This is a genomic window from Mesotoga sp. Brook.08.YT.4.2.5.2. (genome assembly GCF_003351125.1).
GTDB lineage: Bacteria > Thermotogota > Thermotogae > Petrotogales > Kosmotogaceae > Mesotoga.
Genome location: NZ_JPGZ01000011.1, coordinates 33,131 through 49,159 on the forward strand (window position 1 = coordinate 33,131; position 16,029 = coordinate 49,159).

Below are 16,029 nucleotides of genomic sequence, written 5' to 3' on the forward strand. Positions count from 1 at the left end.
TCTCTCTATCATTCTTCTGCTTTTTCTTTCGTCTTTTGTTCGATTACCTTGTCTATCATCCCATACTCGACAGCTTCGGCAGAACTCATGAAGAAGTCTCTGTCGGCATCTTTCTCTATCTTCTTTATTGATTGTCCAGTGTGTTTGGCAAGGATTTTATTCAGTTCGTCCCTCAGGTAAAGAATCTCCTTCGCCCGGATTTCGATGTCTTTGGCTACTCCCTCTGCACCACCGAAAGGCTGGTGAATCATTACCCTTGAGTTAGGTAGCGCAAATCTCTTTCCCTTTGTTCCTCCGGCAAGCAATATCGCGCCCATCGAGGCTGCCATCCCAATGCAAATCGTAGAGATGTCGGGCTTTACATACTGCATTGTGTCGTATATCGCCAATCCGGAAGTTATCGAACCACCCGGGGTGTTTATGTATAGACTTATGTCCTTTTCGGGGTCTTGAGATTCAAGGAAGAGGAGTTGAGCCACGACTATATTTGAAACTTCATCATCGATGGGCCACCCGAGAAACACTATTCTTTCTGAAAGCAGTTTAGTGTAAATATCAAAGATTCTTTCACCCCTCCCTCTGTCTTCAACTACGTAAGGGACGAAAGGTGCCATGTTTATGTCCATAAAGCCTCCTAATTATTGAAGAGTTTTTCTATAATTCTCTTTGGCGGAAGAAAGGAGAAAATTACGTGACCGCTGTCTGTTATCAATACGGCCTTCGTTCTCTTTCCGAAAGTCAGGTTGACGATCTTGCCTGTCTCCATGCCGAGCTGCTTAAGACGCCGAACAGCTGAGCTTTCGATAGGAAGAACGGCGAGAATCCTATCCCTTACAACAAAGGACTCGAAACCGACGTTGACAACGTGATCCACTTCTACTTTCCTCCTTTCAATAACAATGTTATTATAACATAATGGAGATACGGCGGAGGTGTTCTAGTGCTAGCTAACGATCAGGAAAGTCTCGTTGACACGGGGCGCATATACGTTAAGGCAGGAGATGGAGGAAATGGTTCAGTTTCCTTCAGAAGAGAGAAGTACATACCCTTTGGAGGTCCTGACGGCGGCGATGGCGGCAGGGGTGGCCATGTCTTTCTCAGATCGACCAATTCAATAAACACGCTCTATGAATTCAAACGCAAGAAGAAATTCATCGCTCAAAGCGGGGAGAGCGGTCACGGTTCAAATATGGCCGGAAAGAAGGGAAAGGATCTGGTTATAAGAGTGCCCGTTGGGACGATTGCATATGATGCGGAGAGTGGAGAGATCATTGCCGACCTTTGCAATCCCGGTCAAATCGTTGCGATTGCCAGAGGCGGAAAGGGTGGAAGGGGCAATGCGAGGTTCGTCTCTTCAACGAATCAGGCGCCCAAGGCAGCAGAAAACGGTGAACCTGGAGAGGAACTCTTTGTTCGGCTGGAGCTGAAGATTCTGGCCGATGTTGCACTGGTCGGGTTCCCAAACGTCGGAAAATCGACGCTCATTTCCGTTATGTCGAATGCTAGACCGAAGATAGCAAATTATCACTTCACAACCCTCTCGCCCAATCTCGGAGTTGTTATGGCGAATGACGAACAGGGATACATAGTGGCAGACGTTCCGGGTTTAATCAAAGGAGCACATCAGGGTGTCGGTCTCGGCCACAGCTTTTTGAGGCATATAGAGAGATGCAAGACTATAGTTCATCTCCTGGACATCTCTGAGAGCGAGGGAAGAGACTTCCTTCAGGATTATGACGATATTCGGTACGAGCTTGAATTCTACAAGAAGGAGCTGGCCGATAAGCCCGAGATAGTAGTTGCAAACAAGTGCGATCTTCTTCCTCAAGAAGAACGTGAAAACAAGCTGGAGATATTCAGGAAGAAGATCGGCAAAGATATTATTCCAATCTCGGCTGCTACTCGCGAGGGAGTCAATGCGTTGAAAGAGACGATCTGGAAAAACGTTGAAAGCGATCATTCCTACTTGTCGTCGATGAAGGTTGAAGAAGAGCTTCCTTTGCCCCAGGTCGAACCGGTTGTGCTTACCGCTCCCTATCCGGAAGACTTCAGAGTTGAGAAAGATTCTGAAGGCAGATATGTTGTTCTTGGACCGGCCGTTGATTTCTACACGAGAAAAATCAGAGCTTTCAAATACAGGGATCGTTTCATAATGGACAAGCTGGAAAAGGGAGGACTCTCTTCAAAACTTAGGAATGCGGGGATTGAGGAAGGAGACACTGTAGTTATTGATGACAAAGAATATGTGTTCAAAGATTAAGATAGGCATCTTCGGAGGTTCTTTCGACCCGGTTCATATGGGACATGTGGCTGTAGCGACTCGGGCGATCGAGAAACTACGGCTTGAGAAGCTTTATGTTATTCCAGCGTACATTCCTCCTCACAAAGTTTCCAGTACGGTTGCACCATACGACCTGAGAAGATCTTGGCTCAAGAAGGTTTTCTGTGAAGTCGAGCAAGCGTGTGTGTCTGATTATGAAAGAGAAAGGGGAGGAATCTCTTATTCACTCTTCACGGTCAGGCACTTCGCAGAGGTTCACGGCTGCAAACCGTTTCTCGTTATCGGCGAGGACAGCTTAGTTACTCTGGAGAGTTGGTATGAATACAAAGCTCTACTGAACGAAGCGACAATAGTGGTTTATCCGAGAAGTGAAGGCAGTGTGGACTTGCCCTCCGTCGAGAAAGTTGTCTGGCTGGACGCACCTCGTTTCGACTTATCATCGACTGAGATTCGGAAGAAGATTGTGGAAGGCAAGTCGATTGAAGGGTTGGTTCCCGATTCGATACTGGACGAGGTAACGACTTACTATGGATAAGCAAATCGGTCTCTCTCCCATGGCTGGATATACGGATGAGGTAATGAGGCAGCTTTCGCTCGAATGGGGAGCGGATTTTGTTTTCAGTGAGATGATTAGCGTAGAAGGTGTCCTAAGGGGATCGGGAAAAACAGACCAGATAATCCCGTCAGCCCCTACGAGAATACAGCTCTTTGGTTCATGCGTATCGAGAATGGCGAAGGCAGCCGCCCGGCTTAACGGCATAGCGACCTGGATCGATATTAACGCCGGCTGTCCTGTAAGAAAAGTAACGAGAAGAGGGGCAGGGAGCGCCTTGCTTAGAACACCTGAAAAAATCGCTGAGATGATTGTCGCCCTGAAAGAGACGGTCGATATTCCTGTTTCAGTCAAGATAAGACTCGGCATCGAAAACATCGAAACGGAAGCGATCATCTACCCGATATTGAAAGCAAAACCCAAAGCGGTCTTCATTCACGGCAGAACCGTATCGCAAGGCTATTCGGGGGCGGCAAATTGGGAAGAGATCGAGCGTCTCACCCAGATTCTTCATTCGGAAGGCATTCTCTCTTACGGTTCTGGCGATATGTATAGCCCTGAGGCGATCGCAAAGGCTTTGAGACAGTATTCGGTAGATGGCGTTGTCGTTGCGAGAGGAGCGATCGGCAATCCCTGGATCTTCAGACAGGCGAGAGACCTCATTGAGTTTGGCTCATACGATAATCTCACGCTTCCCGAAAGACTCAATTACTTTCTTATACACTTTGGAAGGCTTGCCGAGGCTGTTGGTGAAGAACAAGCCGTCAGAGATCTTAGGAAATCATTTGCCGGTTACACACGGAACATAAGGCATGCATCGAATCTCAGAAGTGAATACATGAAGTGCAACTCTCTCTCAGAAGTCAAGGAACTTTTCAGAAATTACATTCCAGAGCGGCAACTTTCCAAATATTGACTCCTTATTCAAGAAATTCAAACGCTTATTGTGTTTCAAGATCCGCTTAGCACCGCAGGCTGCCCGCTTGCAAAGTCGGGATAAGGAGAATTTCACTAGGCAGCGAAGGTTTTCGCCTATGATGCGGCCACTTGTCCGGGAAGATGAATTCAAGGCATTGCTGTTGCGTTGAGTTCTAGAAATGGCGATACTCACTTACTGTCCGTTTTGAGAAAGCGAGAAGAGCTCGGCGGTGAATACGGGTTGGCTGGAATGCGGCCCAAAGTCATCTGTGCTCTGTATGCGATCTGCCTGATAAAGGATTCCCTTGTTCTTAAGCAGCTGTTGTTAGGTTCTCGCTTCTAAACTTCAGCTCGGCTACGAGCATTTCGTTTCCTCGGGTTGTCTAATCGATCTCTCACAACTGATCGTATGCCGGACATCTTCAGAAAGAGTGTTAGTTGTCGAACACAAGCTTTACTAACCTCCAAGGTATGATTTTTTCACAAGGTCGTTGTTAAGCAATTCCTCTCCTTTCCCTTCAAGGACGACCCGCCCCGTTTCAAGTACGTAGGCATAATCGGCCAGCTTCAGTGCACCGAGGGCATTCTGCTCGATCAGGAGAATCGTCTTGCCCTCTTTGTGAACTTTTCGAATTACCTTGAATACTTCGCCGACTATTACTGGAGCGAGTCCAAGCGATGGCTCGTCGAGCATAAGAAGATCCGGTCTAGACATCAGCGCCCTGCCTATGGCAAGCATCTGCTGCTCACCACCCGAGAGAGTTCCGCCCTTTTGATCCTTTCTCTCTCTCAGTATTGGAAAGAGAGTGTTCACCCATTCAAGATCCCTTTCGATTTCTTCAGAGTCTTTTCTTAGAAATGCCCCAAGCATAAGGTTCTCGATTACCGTGAGGTTCGGAAAGATTCTTCTCCCCTCAGGGACCAGAGTCATTCCTGCCCTCACGATTTCATTTGTGGACTTGTTTGTAATACTCCTTGACTTGAAGACTATCTCGCCATCTTTCACTTTCTTGAGGCCGCAGATGCTTCTCAGAGTTGTCGATTTTCCGGCCCCGTTCGCACCGATAAGCGCGACGATCTTCCCTTCCTCAACGTTGAAAGAGATTCCCTTCAGAGCATGGATGCCTCCGTAATATACGTTTAAGTTCTCTACCCTAAGCATACAAATCACCCGTTCCGAGATAGGCGGTTATTACATCAGGATTGTTCTGAATTTCCTCTGGAAGTCCCTTTGCGATTGTGACGCCGTGATCAAGGACGATAATCCGCTCGCATATGGTCATGACAAGGCTCATGTCGTGTTCAATCAACAGAATCGTCTGCTGAAAGTCCTTTCGAATTCTAAGGATCAGAGCCGCCAGGGCAAGCGTCTCTTCCGGGTTCATCCCCGCGGCCGGCTCGTCCAGCAATAACACTCTCGGTTGCGTCGCTAGAGCTCTGGCAATTTCGAGTTTTCTCTGAAGGCCGTAGGGAAGAGATCCGGCCAGGTCTCGCTCATACTTGTCTAGGCCAAGTGTCTTGAGCAGGGCTCTTGCCTTGCCGTGCATCTGCACTTCTTCACTCCTGTATCCCGGCAGCCCAAAGACGGCAGAAATAACAGAGGACTTCAGGCGCAGGTGGCAGGCCGTAAGCACATTCTCCAGAACTGTCAGCTCTCCGAAGAGACGGATGTTTTGGAATGTTCTAGCGATACCGGCTGCGGCGATTCTATCTGTCTTCATTCCGGTGATGTCTTTTCCGTCGAGGAGAATCCTGCCTTCGCTTACGTAATATGTATTTGTTATTAGATTGAACACAGTTGTCTTTCCGGCTCCATTAGGTCCTATAAGTCCTACCAGCTCTCCCTCCTGAAGATCGAGATTAAAATCCGAAACCGCAGTGAGTCCGCCGAATCTCTTAGTTACTTGTTCAAGTTTAAGCAGACTCATCTGCATTCCTCCCTCTTGATCTGAATATCCATTCCCATGTGAACTCTTTGTGGCCAAAAAGGCCTCTTCTGAAGAAGATCACAGTAATTACGAGGATCAGAGCAAAGATCAGCATCCTCATGCCGGAAATCCCGGGTATCGTGAAGCCAAATATCGTCATGGGCGATTCCACGAACCTGAGCAGTTCCATCAAGAAGGCAACCGAAATGCCCATCACAACACTTCCGGTTATGCTTCCAAGCCCTCCTAGAAGGACAATCATAACAATTTGAAAGGTCAAGGAGATGTTGAAAGAATTCGGATCGATTGTCATCAGCAGACTGCCGAGTAGTCCGCCTCCAATTCCAGCGAAGAAAGCGCCGATGACAAAGGCCATAGTTTTGTGTTTGAAGAGATTCACTCCCATTGCTTCCGCCGCAACTTCATCCTCTCTTATTGACTTCAGCGCTCGACCGTAGCTACTGTCCACCAGCTTCTTTATGAAGAAGATCGTGAACAATGCCCAACCCCAGCTCCAGTAAAGATTTGTATAGGTGGGAAGTCCTTTCAGGCCCAGTGGTCCGTTAGTAACACTCTGGAGGTTGTTGAGTATTACGCGAATTATCTCTGCAAAGCCATAGGTTACTATGGCAAGATAATCTCCTCCGACTCGAAGGCACGGAGCTCCAACAGCGAAGCCCGCAATGGCCGCAACAGCACCGCCAACAAGTAGTGCAAAGAAGAAGGGAATCTCTATTTCGCTTAACGGCCATATTATCGGTTGTATGAAGAAGTTCATTGCCTTTAGAGATGGCGACATGTACAGTAATGCCGAGGCGTACGCGCCAAGAGCCATGAAACCCGCGTGGCCCAAAGAGAACTGACCGGTAAAGCCGTTTATAAGGTTGAGACTGACTCCCAGTATCACGTAGATAGCCGCAACATTCAAGATTCTCTTGATGAAAGCATCGATATAGTTCTCGGCAAGCCAGAGCAACATAATGAAGATCAGAAGACTAACTATGGTTAAGACCAACTTCATTCTGCGATCCATATAACTCACCTACTTGTCTTCTCGCCGAACAAACCCGTTGGCTTCACAAGAAGAATCATGACGAGAAGAACGAAGATTATAGCGTCTCTGTAACCTGCCGCCTCGGGGAAAAAGGCGACCAGCAGAATCGTAACCATGCCAAGCATTAATCCACCGACAAGAGCACCCACAATACTTCCAATTCCTCCGATTATCGCTGCAGTGAAGGCCCTCCAGCCAGGGAAGACTCCCATGAAAGGCCATATCTGTGGGTATCTGAGAGCCCAGAGAATTGCACTAAGTGCCGCGAGTGCCGAACCTATCGCAAATGTGAATGCGATTGTTCTGTCTACGTTTATTCCCATTAGCTTGGCTGTCTCAAAGTCTACAGATAGGGCTCTCATAGCCAATCCCATTTTCGTACGCTTGACCAGAAATGTTAGCAGAAGGAGTACTACTATTGAAACCACAATAGTAGTTAAGGTTATCGCCTGAATTCTGACTCCACCGATAATGAATGTCCTGGTCAGTGATGGAGGCACATAGAAGGCCTTCTGCCTTCCGCCGAAGACAACCGTGGCAATGTTCTGGAGAAGAAAGGACATACCTATTGCAGCACAGAGCGATGAGATTCTTGGTGCGTCTCTCAATGGTCTATATGCAACACGCTCTATCCCGACTCCCAGCAAGATAGTCGCGATTATACCGAACAGAACCGCCAGCCACCAGGGCATCATGAACAAAGTGAAGCCGTAGAAGACAAAGAAGGTAGCCATCATGAATACATCTCCGTGAGCAAAGTTAACGAGCTTGACTACTCCATAGACGAGAGTGTAGCCGATAGCTATGAGTCCGAATATGAAACCCAATGAGATTCCGTTAACAAGGTGCTGCAAAAAAACGCTAGAGCTCATCCTGCCACCACCTTTAGCTTAGCTGCCGCCCTTAGTAAGGACGCAGGCATTGGCCTGCGTCCGATACCTCCGATACCTGGGAAATCAATGTCTTGGCCTCATCTATTGGACTGGTTTTACAACACTTACAAACTTGAAGACTCCATCCTCGACTTTTCTAACAATCGCATCCTTAACCGCGTCGCCGTTCTCGTCTATTGTTATGTACCCCGTCACTCCTTCGAAATTCACAGTTGCGCTCAGAGCGTTCTTAATATCCTCAGGAACAGCCGAATTCGCCCTGATAATAGCGTCTACAGCCAGCATGAACGCATCGTATCCCAGAGCGGAAAAGGCGCTCGGTTCGACTCCGTGCTTGGCCTTGAAAGCTTCTATGAACTCGGCGGCTTTTGGCGTCGGTGCTACTGCTACGTCGAAGTGTGTGCTGAAGTAGCTGCCTTCGACGGCTGCACCGCCGACCTGCAGGAATTCGGGGACTTCCCAAGTATCGCCGCCCAAGAACTGAGACTCAATTCCCAGTTCGCGAGCCTGTTTAATGATGAGCGCCGCCTCTCCATAAGAAGCAGCAGGTATGAAGATTACATCTGGGTTTTTACCCTGGGCGTATGCCAGTTGAGCAGTGAAGTCCTGGTCACCCGTCTGATAAGAGATGACACCGCTGATCGATTTGTTGTCTCCAGTAAGCGCCTTGAAGGAATTCTGGAAGTAGTGCGAGAGTCCAACCGAATAGTCTGAAGCGATGTCCTGAATGATCACAGCCGTCTTCGCGTTGAGTTCATCAACAGCGAATTTCGCCATTACACTTCCCTGGAATGGGTCAATGAAACAGACCCTAAAAACATAAGGCTTCCCTAAAGTAACCAGCGGGTTGGTCGGTGAACATCCTATCATCGGTACCTTTGCAGCATTTGCCACTTCACTGCCGGGTATTGCAACGGCACTTCCGTAACTGCCGATGATTACCGATGCCTTGTTGAACTGGATCAGCCTTGAGACGGCGTTTGATGCTTCCACCTTCTCACTCTTGTTGTCGACAAGAACCAGCTCGATCGGCCGGCCAAGAACTTCTTTTACCTGCTCGGCGGCGAGAGTAACGCCTTCCATGGTAAGCTGGCCTCCGGCTGCGTAAGGCCCAGTCATAGGTTCGAAGACGCCAATAACGATCGGGTCAACTGCAAACAACACAAATCCCAGAAGCAGAACTACGGCTAGAACGAGAATTTTCTTCACTTGCCTCACCTCCACAATTATGATCGTCTATAGCCGAAGCTACCCCAGAATAATCGATAGTTACTCAAAGCACAGCTTAAGCATTAACATATTAGACTTGTCAACTATGCAGAATGAGAGCAACAAATGGGTGCGAATCAAGACTGCAGCAGTGGGCTTCATCACAAACCGGTACCCGATCACTAACTCAGGACAGAGTAGGGCATGTAATACTCATTAAGATTAAAATAAAACATAACACTGCACTACTCGAAATGATAATACCATGTGAAGTAATAATGGCCTCTTCTCAAAAAACGCCTTTATTGGTCAATTGGAGCGAAGAAACCTGATAATCGGTTTCTATCTATCTGGAAACCAAAGACAAGCAGTCACAGATCACTAACGTTTTTGTTATGAATCGAGTAAGATAAAGAATTGGGAGAGATTGTTCCGTATTCTTTTTTTGAAGACTGCCGGCAAATAGTTTCAGCAGTCCCTGAACAGAGTTCACTATGATAATGATCGGTCTATTGTCCTTTGTGTTTTTGTCCGGCCTCTTCATCTGGAAGCCATGTTCTCTCATGTTTTCTATTCGGTACGCTATAAGAAGGATTAAACAAGTCGAGCGCCGTCAACATCATCAATTGGTTTTAGATGACCGGCGGTGAGTTTTCTGAAACCCAAACCTTAACTTACAATTGGAATGTAGAGTCATAAATGAAAGGGGGGAATTTTGTTGGAATCGGATACTATGGTTGCAATATTGAAGGAAAGGCGGGAGCCGGGCCTGACGCTGAAAAGGGTTCCGGTCCCGCGTGAACTCGGTCCGCACGACGTACTTGTGAAGGTCAAGCGAGCTTCCATTTGCGGGACCGATCTTCATATTTACGACTGGGACAAATGGTCGCAGGAGAGAATCAGGCCGCCTCAGATAGGAGGGCATGAATTTACCGGAGAGGTCGTAGACATTGGCGGAGAGGTCTCATCAGTTTCTGTCGGGGATTCTGTAGTCTCGGAAACGCATATTCCTTGCCAGAAATGTCTTCAATGTAAGACCGGGAAGATGCATATCTGTAAAGACATGGAGATCCTCGGTGTTCATAGAGATGGGGTATTCGCAGAATATGTTAGGGTACCGGAAGTGGTTTTGTGGAAAGTCGATCCTTCGATTCCTCTGGAGTATGCATCGATTATGGAACCATTTGGAAACGCAATCCACACTGCGCTGGTAACGGATCTCACTGGAAAGAATGTCTTGATCACTGGTGCCGGACCGATAGGCGTTATGGCAGTTGCAGTGGCGAAGGTTTCCGGAGCGGCACAGGTTATTGTGACGGAGATAAAAGAGTTTAGAAAGGGCCTGGCAAGAAAGATGGGAGCGGACACAATAATCGATCCCACAAAGGAAGACGTCCCTTCGAGAGTCAGGTCGATAACCGAAGAAAACGGAGCAGATGTTTTTCTGGAGATGTCCGGCAATTCAACCGCCTTTGAGCAGGGACTTCGAAGTCTTACGAACGGAGGCGTTGTCTCGCTGCTAGGGGTCTTTCCAGGTGATGTGTCATTTGATATAAACGGCCTGTTCACTTTCAAGGGCTTAACTATGTACGGCATAACAGGAAGAAAGATGTTTGAGACCTGGCAGGTGGCGACTCAATTGCTCAAGAACAAGAGGATCGACCTTTCTCCGGTTGTCACACATATTCTTCCGGCCGAGAGATTCGAAGAGGGATTCGACGCGATGAAGAAGGGAATTTCTGGAAAAGTTGTCCTCGAATTCTGATTGGTTTTACGGAGGTGTTTAGATGTTTGACTTTAATGTACTCAAGCAGGAGATGGAAGAGCTAGAAGAAAAGGGTTTGCTGGTGAAGATCAGAACACTGGAATCTCCCCAGGGCGCCTGGCTGAATATCGAGGGGAAAAAGGTCCTCAACATGTGCTCAAACAACTATCTCGGGCTATGTTTTGATGAAGAGCTTAAGGAAGCCGCGATCGACGGTGTCAGAAAATGGGGTGTCGGGCCTGGAGCTGTAAGGTCGATCGCCGGGACACTTCAATTGCACAATGACCTTGAAAAGGAGCTTGCGGCTTTCAAGAGAGTTGAATCTACACTAGTCGTCCAATCCGGTTTCAATGCAAACCAGGCGGTGATTGCCCCGATCGTATCCGAAGAAGATGCGATTCTCTCTGACGAACTTAACCACGCCAGCATAATCGATGGAGTAAGGCTTGCAAAGGCCAAAAGATATGTATGGAAACATAAAGATGTAAATGATCTGGAGACTCAACTGAAAAAGGCCGAGTCCGATGGGGCAAGGAGAAAGCTAGTAATAACTGACGGCGTCTTTTCGATGGACGGTGATCTTGCTCCGCTGCCTGCAATCGTCGAAAAGACGAACAAATACGGTGCGATTCTGATGGTTGACGATGCTCACGGCGAAGGCGTCCTTGGGAGCCACGGGAGAGGAATAGTCGACCACTTCGGATTGCATGAAAGCGTGGATATTGAAGTCGGAACTCTTTCTAAGGCCTTTGGTATAGTCGGAGGATTCGTTGCTGGCAAGAAGACTCTGATCGATTACCTGAAGCAGAAGGCGCGCCCGTTTCTCTTCAGTTCATCCCTCTCTCCGGCCGAAACCGCTGCGGCAATAGCGGCCGTCAGGAAACTCTCTTCATCCGATGAGTTGGTCAGGACTCTCTGGAATAACGCGGATTACTTCAAGGACCAGCTGAAAGCGTTGGGGTTTGATACGGGGCATACCGAGACACCCATAACTCCTGTGATGCTCTACGATGCAAAGCTTTCCGCAGCGTTTTCCAGGAGGCTCTTTGAAGAAGGGATATTCGCAAGTTCTATCGGTTTTCCTACTGTCCCGAAAGGAAAGGCAAGAATAAGAGTCATGATAAGTGCCGCTCACTCAAGAAAGGATCTCGATTTTGCGGTTTCAAAGTTCGAGATGATCGGGAAGGAACTCGCTGTCATAAAGTAAAAACCTTTCCTTCACCGAAACTGAATATAATGGTCTTGTTGCGGCGGCGGATGCCGCTGCTTTTCGTGGAGGTGTGGCCGTTGTTTATAGCCCTACTGATGCTAGCCGCAGGTTTTATTCTGCTGATCAAGGGAGCCGATTTTCTTATAGATGGATCTGTGGCGATTGCCAAGAATCTCGGGATTTCTGAATTGCTTATCGGACTGACCATTGTCGCTCTAGGAACTTCCGCACCGGAGCTTGCGGTGAGCGTTCAGGCAGCCGTCAAGGGCTCCGGAATCGCTCTCGGTAACGTTCTCGGATCTAATATCGCCAACATGGCGCTAATCCTCGGAGTCGCGGCTTTCTTGACGCCTCTTGGTGTAAGCAAGACAACTATGAGCTATGAAATACCATTTGTGATATTGATCACTGTTGCAAGCGGAGCACTGATACTTGGAAATGGCAACGGTCTTCAGCGAAGCGACGGAATAGTGTTGACTACTTTCTTTGTCATCTTTATGATGTATGTGTTCGCAATGGCGAAGAGAGACAGAAAGATCTCCGACATTGTTGAAGTAGAAGGAAAGAGAGACATAGAGCTCTTTGAGAAGTATCCGGTACTTGCCTGGCTGGCAACTATCGGGGGAACGGCCGGTGTAATTATCGGAGGTAATCTTGTGGTTAACGGGGGATCGTCGATAGCTCGCGTTTTCGGAGTCAGCGATATGGTTATAGGAACGACTATTGTTGCCTTTGGGACGTCTCTTCCGGAGCTTGTAACCACTGTTGCGGCGGGAAAGAAGAACCGCAGTGATCTCGCCATAGGAAATGTGGTGGGATCGAATATCTTCAACTTGCTTCTTGTTCTGGGAGTTTCGGCAACGATATCGCCTATATTGGCCCACAGGTCTCTCGTTGTCGAAATCTCTTTTGCACTGGGACTTTCCATAGTTCTGCCGTTGCTTCTGCTCAGAACAAAAAGACTTGACAGGCCAAAAGGTGTTCTGCTGATGATTATCTACTGTGCATTCATCGTATCGACAATAATAAGCGGCTGATGAAGGACTGCTGAGAGATTCGCATACATGATCGGAGGTGCTAACAATCCCGACAACTGCAGACAAGACCAGAAGCGAGAAGATCCTCTAGGACGCTAGCCCTATATAAAGAAGATAGTGGAATTCCATGCGGAACTCGTGGTTATCGATATCTCTATTTGTGTAGCAGGCAGTGTCGAACCCGGTCAGCTCGAATCCATACTTTAGGTAGAAAGAGATCGCGGGAAAGTTGCTGCTTTGAGTTTCCAGTACTAGACGTCTCAATCCCTTTTCTTCTTTTTTGCGGTATTCATAAGTTCCGTGCCAACGCCTGTTCGTCTATACTCCTTCCAGAACCAGATAAGGAGAGAATCGTTCCATTCTCGGAAAGAGCAAAAGCCCCAGCTCCTTACCGTTTTCGTGAGCGCCTAAACAATGGGCGACGCCTTGAATGGTTCTTTTATATTGTGGGCAAAGTCTTTAATGTATTGGGCAGAAAACCTCTTAACGAAGATTTGAATCGTCCATATGCCGCTGTACGTTCTATTGAAAGGTCAAAGTATCTATCACTTTAAATACTCACACCTTACGACTCTCCCGGAGAGTGATTAGGGATTGACTTCTCTTATCTCCATCTCTCCGCACTCCTCCCCATTTGCAAAATCTCTGCTCGGACAAAACGGAATTCATTTGACCATTAAGGACTTGTTAATCGTCGAAAGGTCAGTAGGGGAATACTCTTCTTCTATCCGTCGGCAGCGGCGGGTCTTCGATAGTGGCCTTTGCCAGTTCTGCAAAGTTCTTTATGAGCTTCCAGCCTGGCGGGTTACCGAGGAAACCTGCCTGGGTTTCCGGATGAAATTGAACGCTGTAGATCTCCTTTTCTTTGTGTTTGATCATTTGAATAGGGGTTACGTTCCCCCTGGCAAAGAGTTCGAATTGATCTGGAATCGAGGCGACGGCGTAGGCATGATTCTCCCATACGAGAAGGCTTCCGTCAAAGCCCTCGAGAACCCTGTCCTCTTTCACAAAACTTACTTCGTGCCAGCGGCGCTCCTCACTGTAATATAGAACGGAACCGTACACTCTCGAGACTATCTGATGACCCAGACAAATACCAAGTATCGGGACTTCGCCCCTCAGTATTATTTCTCCGCCCTGATAGACCTTATTGTTCCAGTCGATGTAGTTCCTCATTGAATCGCCGCCTGCAATAATAACGCCTGCGTATTCGTTTTCATCTTCGGGAAGCTCATCGTTGAATATCTTGAAGATCCTGTACCTGATACCCTGTTCCGCAAGCGAACGCTCTATCGGTGATAGCTTGGCTTCATATGCCGGGTCGTTCAGAAAGAGGGCAACGACTCCTCTATTATCGTACGAAGCAGTAAGCATAGTTGGAAAGGAACATGCAAAGATAACCAGTGCAAACAAACGTATAATTGACTGTGCAGTCTCTTCCTTCATTGACTCTTGACACCTCTCACAGCGAATGATAAACTACTATTTGTGCGATGCCGGGGTGGTGAAATTGGCAGACACGCATGATTCAGGTTCATGTGGGCATACCGCCTGTGCGGGTTCAAGTCCCGCCCCCGGCACCAAGAATTCCACGAGAGGACGATTATCCGTCCTCTTTTTTCTGGAATTAGAGTGCAATTAAAACTTTTCATCGATAGTTCCTTCTATGAAAACCAATCTACTTATAGACCGGCCCTCTTAAATAGAAGTTCTCTTACACTTGAAAACTCCGTTCCAAAATAACGATCCTCTCTGTGATCGGGAACGATGCCTGCAATCTCTTCAAACAGCTGCTCTATAACAGAACCGGACTTCTTGGGATGTCGAAACGACAGAGCTCTGAATGCGAGAAGCGCCTCAATAGAGATAAGGGTCGCAACGTTGTCCAGTATCGACCAGAGTTTTCTTGCTCCCCAGGCTCCCATGCTCACATGGTCTTCCTGGAAGCCGGATGTGGGAATCGAGTCGGCAGAGGCCGGATGCGCAAGGGTCTTGTTCTCTGAAGCCAGTGCGGCAGCCGTGTACTGCCAGATCATGTATCCGGAATTGAGACCTTCTTCTCCGTTTGTCAGAAAGGCGGGCAGATCATTTAGCTTTGGATTCACGAGTCTGTCTATTCTTCTCTCAATCATATTACCGAGGTCTGTAAGAGCTATTGAGAGGAAGTCTGCCACTAGAGCGACGGGCTCCCCGTGGAAGTTGCCTCCGGAAATCGCGTCCCCGTTTTCGAATATCAAAGGATTATCGGTCGCCGAGTTGATCTCGGTCTCAAGGACGGTTTCTGCGTATTCGATGGTATCCTTCACCGCTCCGTAAACCTGAGGGATAGTCCTGAGCGTGTATGCGTCCTGAACTCTATCGCAATCGAGATGAGAAGTCCTTATCTCACTTCCCTCGAGAGACTCTCTAAGCTTTTTCGCAACATATGTCTGACCGCGATGAGGTCTTGCTTTGTGAACTCTCTCGTCAAATGGAGAGGTACTGCCCATCAGCGCATCGACGGACATCGCAGCTACAAGGATAGCTTGATCGAGTAGCCTTGAGGCAGTATAGGTTGAGCACCCGGCCAATCCGGCCATCAGGGCGGTTCCATTCAGAAGGCTGAGGCCTTCTTTGGCCTTCAAAACAAGCGGTTCAAGGCATTTGCTGGCAAGAGCCTGTGAGGAAGAAACGAGCTTTCCGTCAACGAGGCAGTCCCCCTCACCAATAAGCGTCATCGCTATATGTGCCAAAGGGGCAAGATCGCCGCTCGCTCCAACGGAACCCTTTGCCGGAACAATCGGTACGATTCCATTATTCAGCAGATCGAGAATTCTCTGAACCACACACTTTCTAACTCCTGAATAGCCCTTCAGGAGTGAATTGGCTCTAACCAACATTACCGCTCTGACGTGTTCCTCCTTCAGTGGTTCGCCCACTCCGGCCGCGTGAGAGAGAACGATATTTCTCTGCAGTGCGTCCAGGTCTTCCGGGGAGATCCGATGATCGGCCATAACTCCAAATCCCGTATTCACGCCGTAAATCGTCTTCTTCATGCTATTTGTTTCCAGAGACTCTCTTCTTTCATCGAGGAGTTTGGCAGAGAGTTCATTGATTGAGCAGAACTCATTTCCGAATGCTACATTGTAGAGACCAGAGAGTGTCAAATGTTCTCCATCGATTTGCACCTACCCACCTCCAG

Annotated in this window: 15 protein-coding genes and 1 tRNA gene; 7 read left to right on the top strand and 9 right to left on the bottom strand. The window is 48.1% G+C overall.

Annotated features, from left to right (window positions below):
* Positions 1-8: 8 nt before the first annotated feature.
* Both clpP and Q502_RS04210 read right to left on the bottom strand, forming a co-directional pair.
* A complete protein-coding gene (clpP, locus tag Q502_RS04205; RefSeq protein WP_099831096.1) occupies positions 9-626 on the bottom strand; it encodes an ATP-dependent Clp endopeptidase proteolytic subunit ClpP in 618 nt (205 codons plus the stop codon).
* Positions 627-634: 8 nt separating this feature from the next.
* On the bottom strand, positions 635-874 hold the full coding sequence (locus Q502_RS04210) for a DUF370 domain-containing protein (protein ID WP_099831097.1): 240 nt from the start codon (positions 872-874) through the stop codon (positions 635-637).
* Between the two features lie 66 nt (positions 875-940).
* On the opposite strand from Q502_RS04210, the gene obgE reads away from it, so the two are divergent.
* The 3 genes from obgE to Q502_RS04225 are packed head-to-tail and all read left to right on the top strand — an operon-like array spanning position 941 to position 3,750.
* Positions 941-2,260 (top strand): GTPase ObgE, encoded by a 1,320-nt coding sequence (gene obgE, locus Q502_RS04215; RefSeq protein ID WP_099831098.1) that lies wholly within the window; start codon positions 941-943, stop codon positions 2,258-2,260.
* Entirely contained in the window at positions 2,232-2,816 is a 585-nt protein-coding gene (gene nadD / locus Q502_RS04220; protein ID WP_099831099.1) for a nicotinate (nicotinamide) nucleotide adenylyltransferase, read from the top strand. Before obgE ends, nadD begins: the two co-directional genes overlap by 29 nt.
* Positions 2,809-3,750: a tRNA-dihydrouridine synthase gene (locus Q502_RS04225; RefSeq protein ID WP_102819220.1), complete on the top strand. Its 942-nt coding sequence runs from the start codon at positions 2,809-2,811 to the stop codon at positions 3,748-3,750. The genes nadD and Q502_RS04225 overlap by 8 nt, the downstream gene beginning before the upstream one ends.
* Before the next feature lie 459 nt (positions 3,751-4,209).
* Here the strand turns inward: Q502_RS04225 and Q502_RS04230 are convergent, their stop codons facing one another.
* The 5 genes from Q502_RS04230 to Q502_RS04250 form a co-directional block, all read right to left on the bottom strand.
* Positions 4,210-4,914 (bottom strand): ABC transporter ATP-binding protein, encoded by a 705-nt coding sequence (locus Q502_RS04230; protein ID WP_102819221.1) that lies wholly within the window; start codon positions 4,912-4,914, stop codon positions 4,210-4,212.
* A complete protein-coding gene (locus Q502_RS04235; protein WP_102819222.1) occupies positions 4,907-5,680 on the bottom strand; it encodes an ABC transporter ATP-binding protein in 774 nt (257 codons plus the stop codon). The genes Q502_RS04230 and Q502_RS04235 overlap by 8 nt, the downstream gene beginning before the upstream one ends.
* The gene (locus tag Q502_RS04240) at positions 5,667-6,713 is read right to left on the bottom strand and encodes a branched-chain amino acid ABC transporter permease (RefSeq protein WP_099831103.1); all 1,047 of its coding nucleotides are present in this window, start codon (positions 6,711-6,713) and stop codon (positions 5,667-5,669) included. Before Q502_RS04240 ends, Q502_RS04235 begins: the two co-directional genes overlap by 14 nt.
* Positions 6,714-6,718: 5 nt before the next feature.
* Positions 6,719-7,606, bottom strand: coding sequence for a branched-chain amino acid ABC transporter permease (locus Q502_RS04245; protein ID WP_102819223.1), 888 nt, complete (start codon positions 7,604-7,606; stop codon positions 6,719-6,721).
* 102 nt (positions 7,607-7,708) lie between these two features.
* Positions 7,709-8,836, bottom strand: coding sequence for an ABC transporter substrate-binding protein (locus tag Q502_RS04250; RefSeq protein WP_102819224.1), 1,128 nt, complete (start codon positions 8,834-8,836; stop codon positions 7,709-7,711).
* Between the two features lie 733 nt (positions 8,837-9,569).
* Here Q502_RS04250 and tdh point away from each other — a divergent pair.
* The 3 genes from tdh to Q502_RS04265 all read left to right on the top strand — a co-directional run bounded on the left by tdh (position 9,570) and on the right by Q502_RS04265 (position 12,848).
* A complete protein-coding gene (gene tdh / locus Q502_RS04255; RefSeq protein ID WP_180977961.1) occupies positions 9,570-10,601 on the top strand; it encodes an L-threonine 3-dehydrogenase in 1,032 nt (343 codons plus the stop codon).
* A 22-nt stretch (positions 10,602-10,623) separates the two neighbouring features.
* Positions 10,624-11,808: a glycine C-acetyltransferase gene (locus Q502_RS04260; protein ID WP_102819226.1), complete on the top strand. Its 1,185-nt coding sequence runs from the start codon at positions 10,624-10,626 to the stop codon at positions 11,806-11,808.
* Between the two features lie 71 nt (positions 11,809-11,879).
* On the top strand, positions 11,880-12,848 hold the full coding sequence (locus tag Q502_RS04265; protein ID WP_243392467.1) for a calcium/sodium antiporter: 969 nt from the start codon (positions 11,880-11,882) through the stop codon (positions 12,846-12,848).
* A gap of 702 nt (positions 12,849-13,550) precedes the next feature.
* Here the strand turns inward: Q502_RS04265 and Q502_RS04275 are convergent.
* Entirely contained in the window at positions 13,551-14,294 is a 744-nt protein-coding gene (locus Q502_RS04275) for a type 1 glutamine amidotransferase (protein ID WP_099831109.1), read from the bottom strand.
* Between the two features lie 49 nt (positions 14,295-14,343).
* Between Q502_RS04275 and Q502_RS04280 the strand changes: the two genes are divergently transcribed.
* Positions 14,344-14,431 (top strand) — tRNA-Leu (locus Q502_RS04280).
* Positions 14,432-14,530: 99 nt separating this feature from the next.
* Here Q502_RS04280 and hutH read toward each other — a convergent pair.
* Positions 14,531-16,015, bottom strand: a complete 1,485-nt coding sequence (gene hutH / locus Q502_RS04285; protein ID WP_102819227.1) for a histidine ammonia-lyase — start codon at positions 16,013-16,015, stop codon at positions 14,531-14,533.
* Between the last annotated feature and the right edge of the window lie 14 nt (positions 16,016-16,029).

Coding starts and splice junctions, on each gene's coding strand:
- Q502_RS04260 (WP_102819226.1), top strand. CDS start 10,624: ATGTTTGACTTTAATGTACTCAAGCAGGAGATGGAAGAGCTAGAAGAA.
- Q502_RS04230 (WP_102819221.1), bottom strand. CDS start 4,914: ATGCTTAGGGTAGAGAACTTAAACGTATATTACGGAGGCATCCATGCT.
- Q502_RS04240 (WP_099831103.1), bottom strand. CDS start 6,713: ATGGATCGCAGAATGAAGTTGGTCTTAACCATAGTTAGTCTTCTGATC.
- Q502_RS04225 (WP_102819220.1), top strand. CDS start 2,809: ATGGATAAGCAAATCGGTCTCTCTCCCATGGCTGGATATACGGATGAG.
- nadD (WP_099831099.1), top strand. CDS start 2,232: ATGACAAAGAATATGTGTTCAAAGATTAAGATAGGCATCTTCGGAGGT.
- Q502_RS04235 (WP_102819222.1), bottom strand. CDS start 5,680: ATGAGTCTGCTTAAACTTGAACAAGTAACTAAGAGATTCGGCGGACTC.
- tdh (WP_180977961.1), top strand. CDS start 9,570: ATGGTTGCAATATTGAAGGAAAGGCGGGAGCCGGGCCTGACGCTGAAA.
- clpP (WP_099831096.1), bottom strand. CDS start 626: ATGGACATAAACATGGCACCTTTCGTCCCTTACGTAGTTGAAGACAGA.
- Q502_RS04245 (WP_102819223.1), bottom strand. CDS start 7,606: ATGAGCTCTAGCGTTTTTTTGCAGCACCTTGTTAACGGAATCTCATTG.
- Q502_RS04275 (WP_099831109.1), bottom strand. CDS start 14,294: ATGAAGGAAGAGACTGCACAGTCAATTATACGTTTGTTTGCACTGGTT.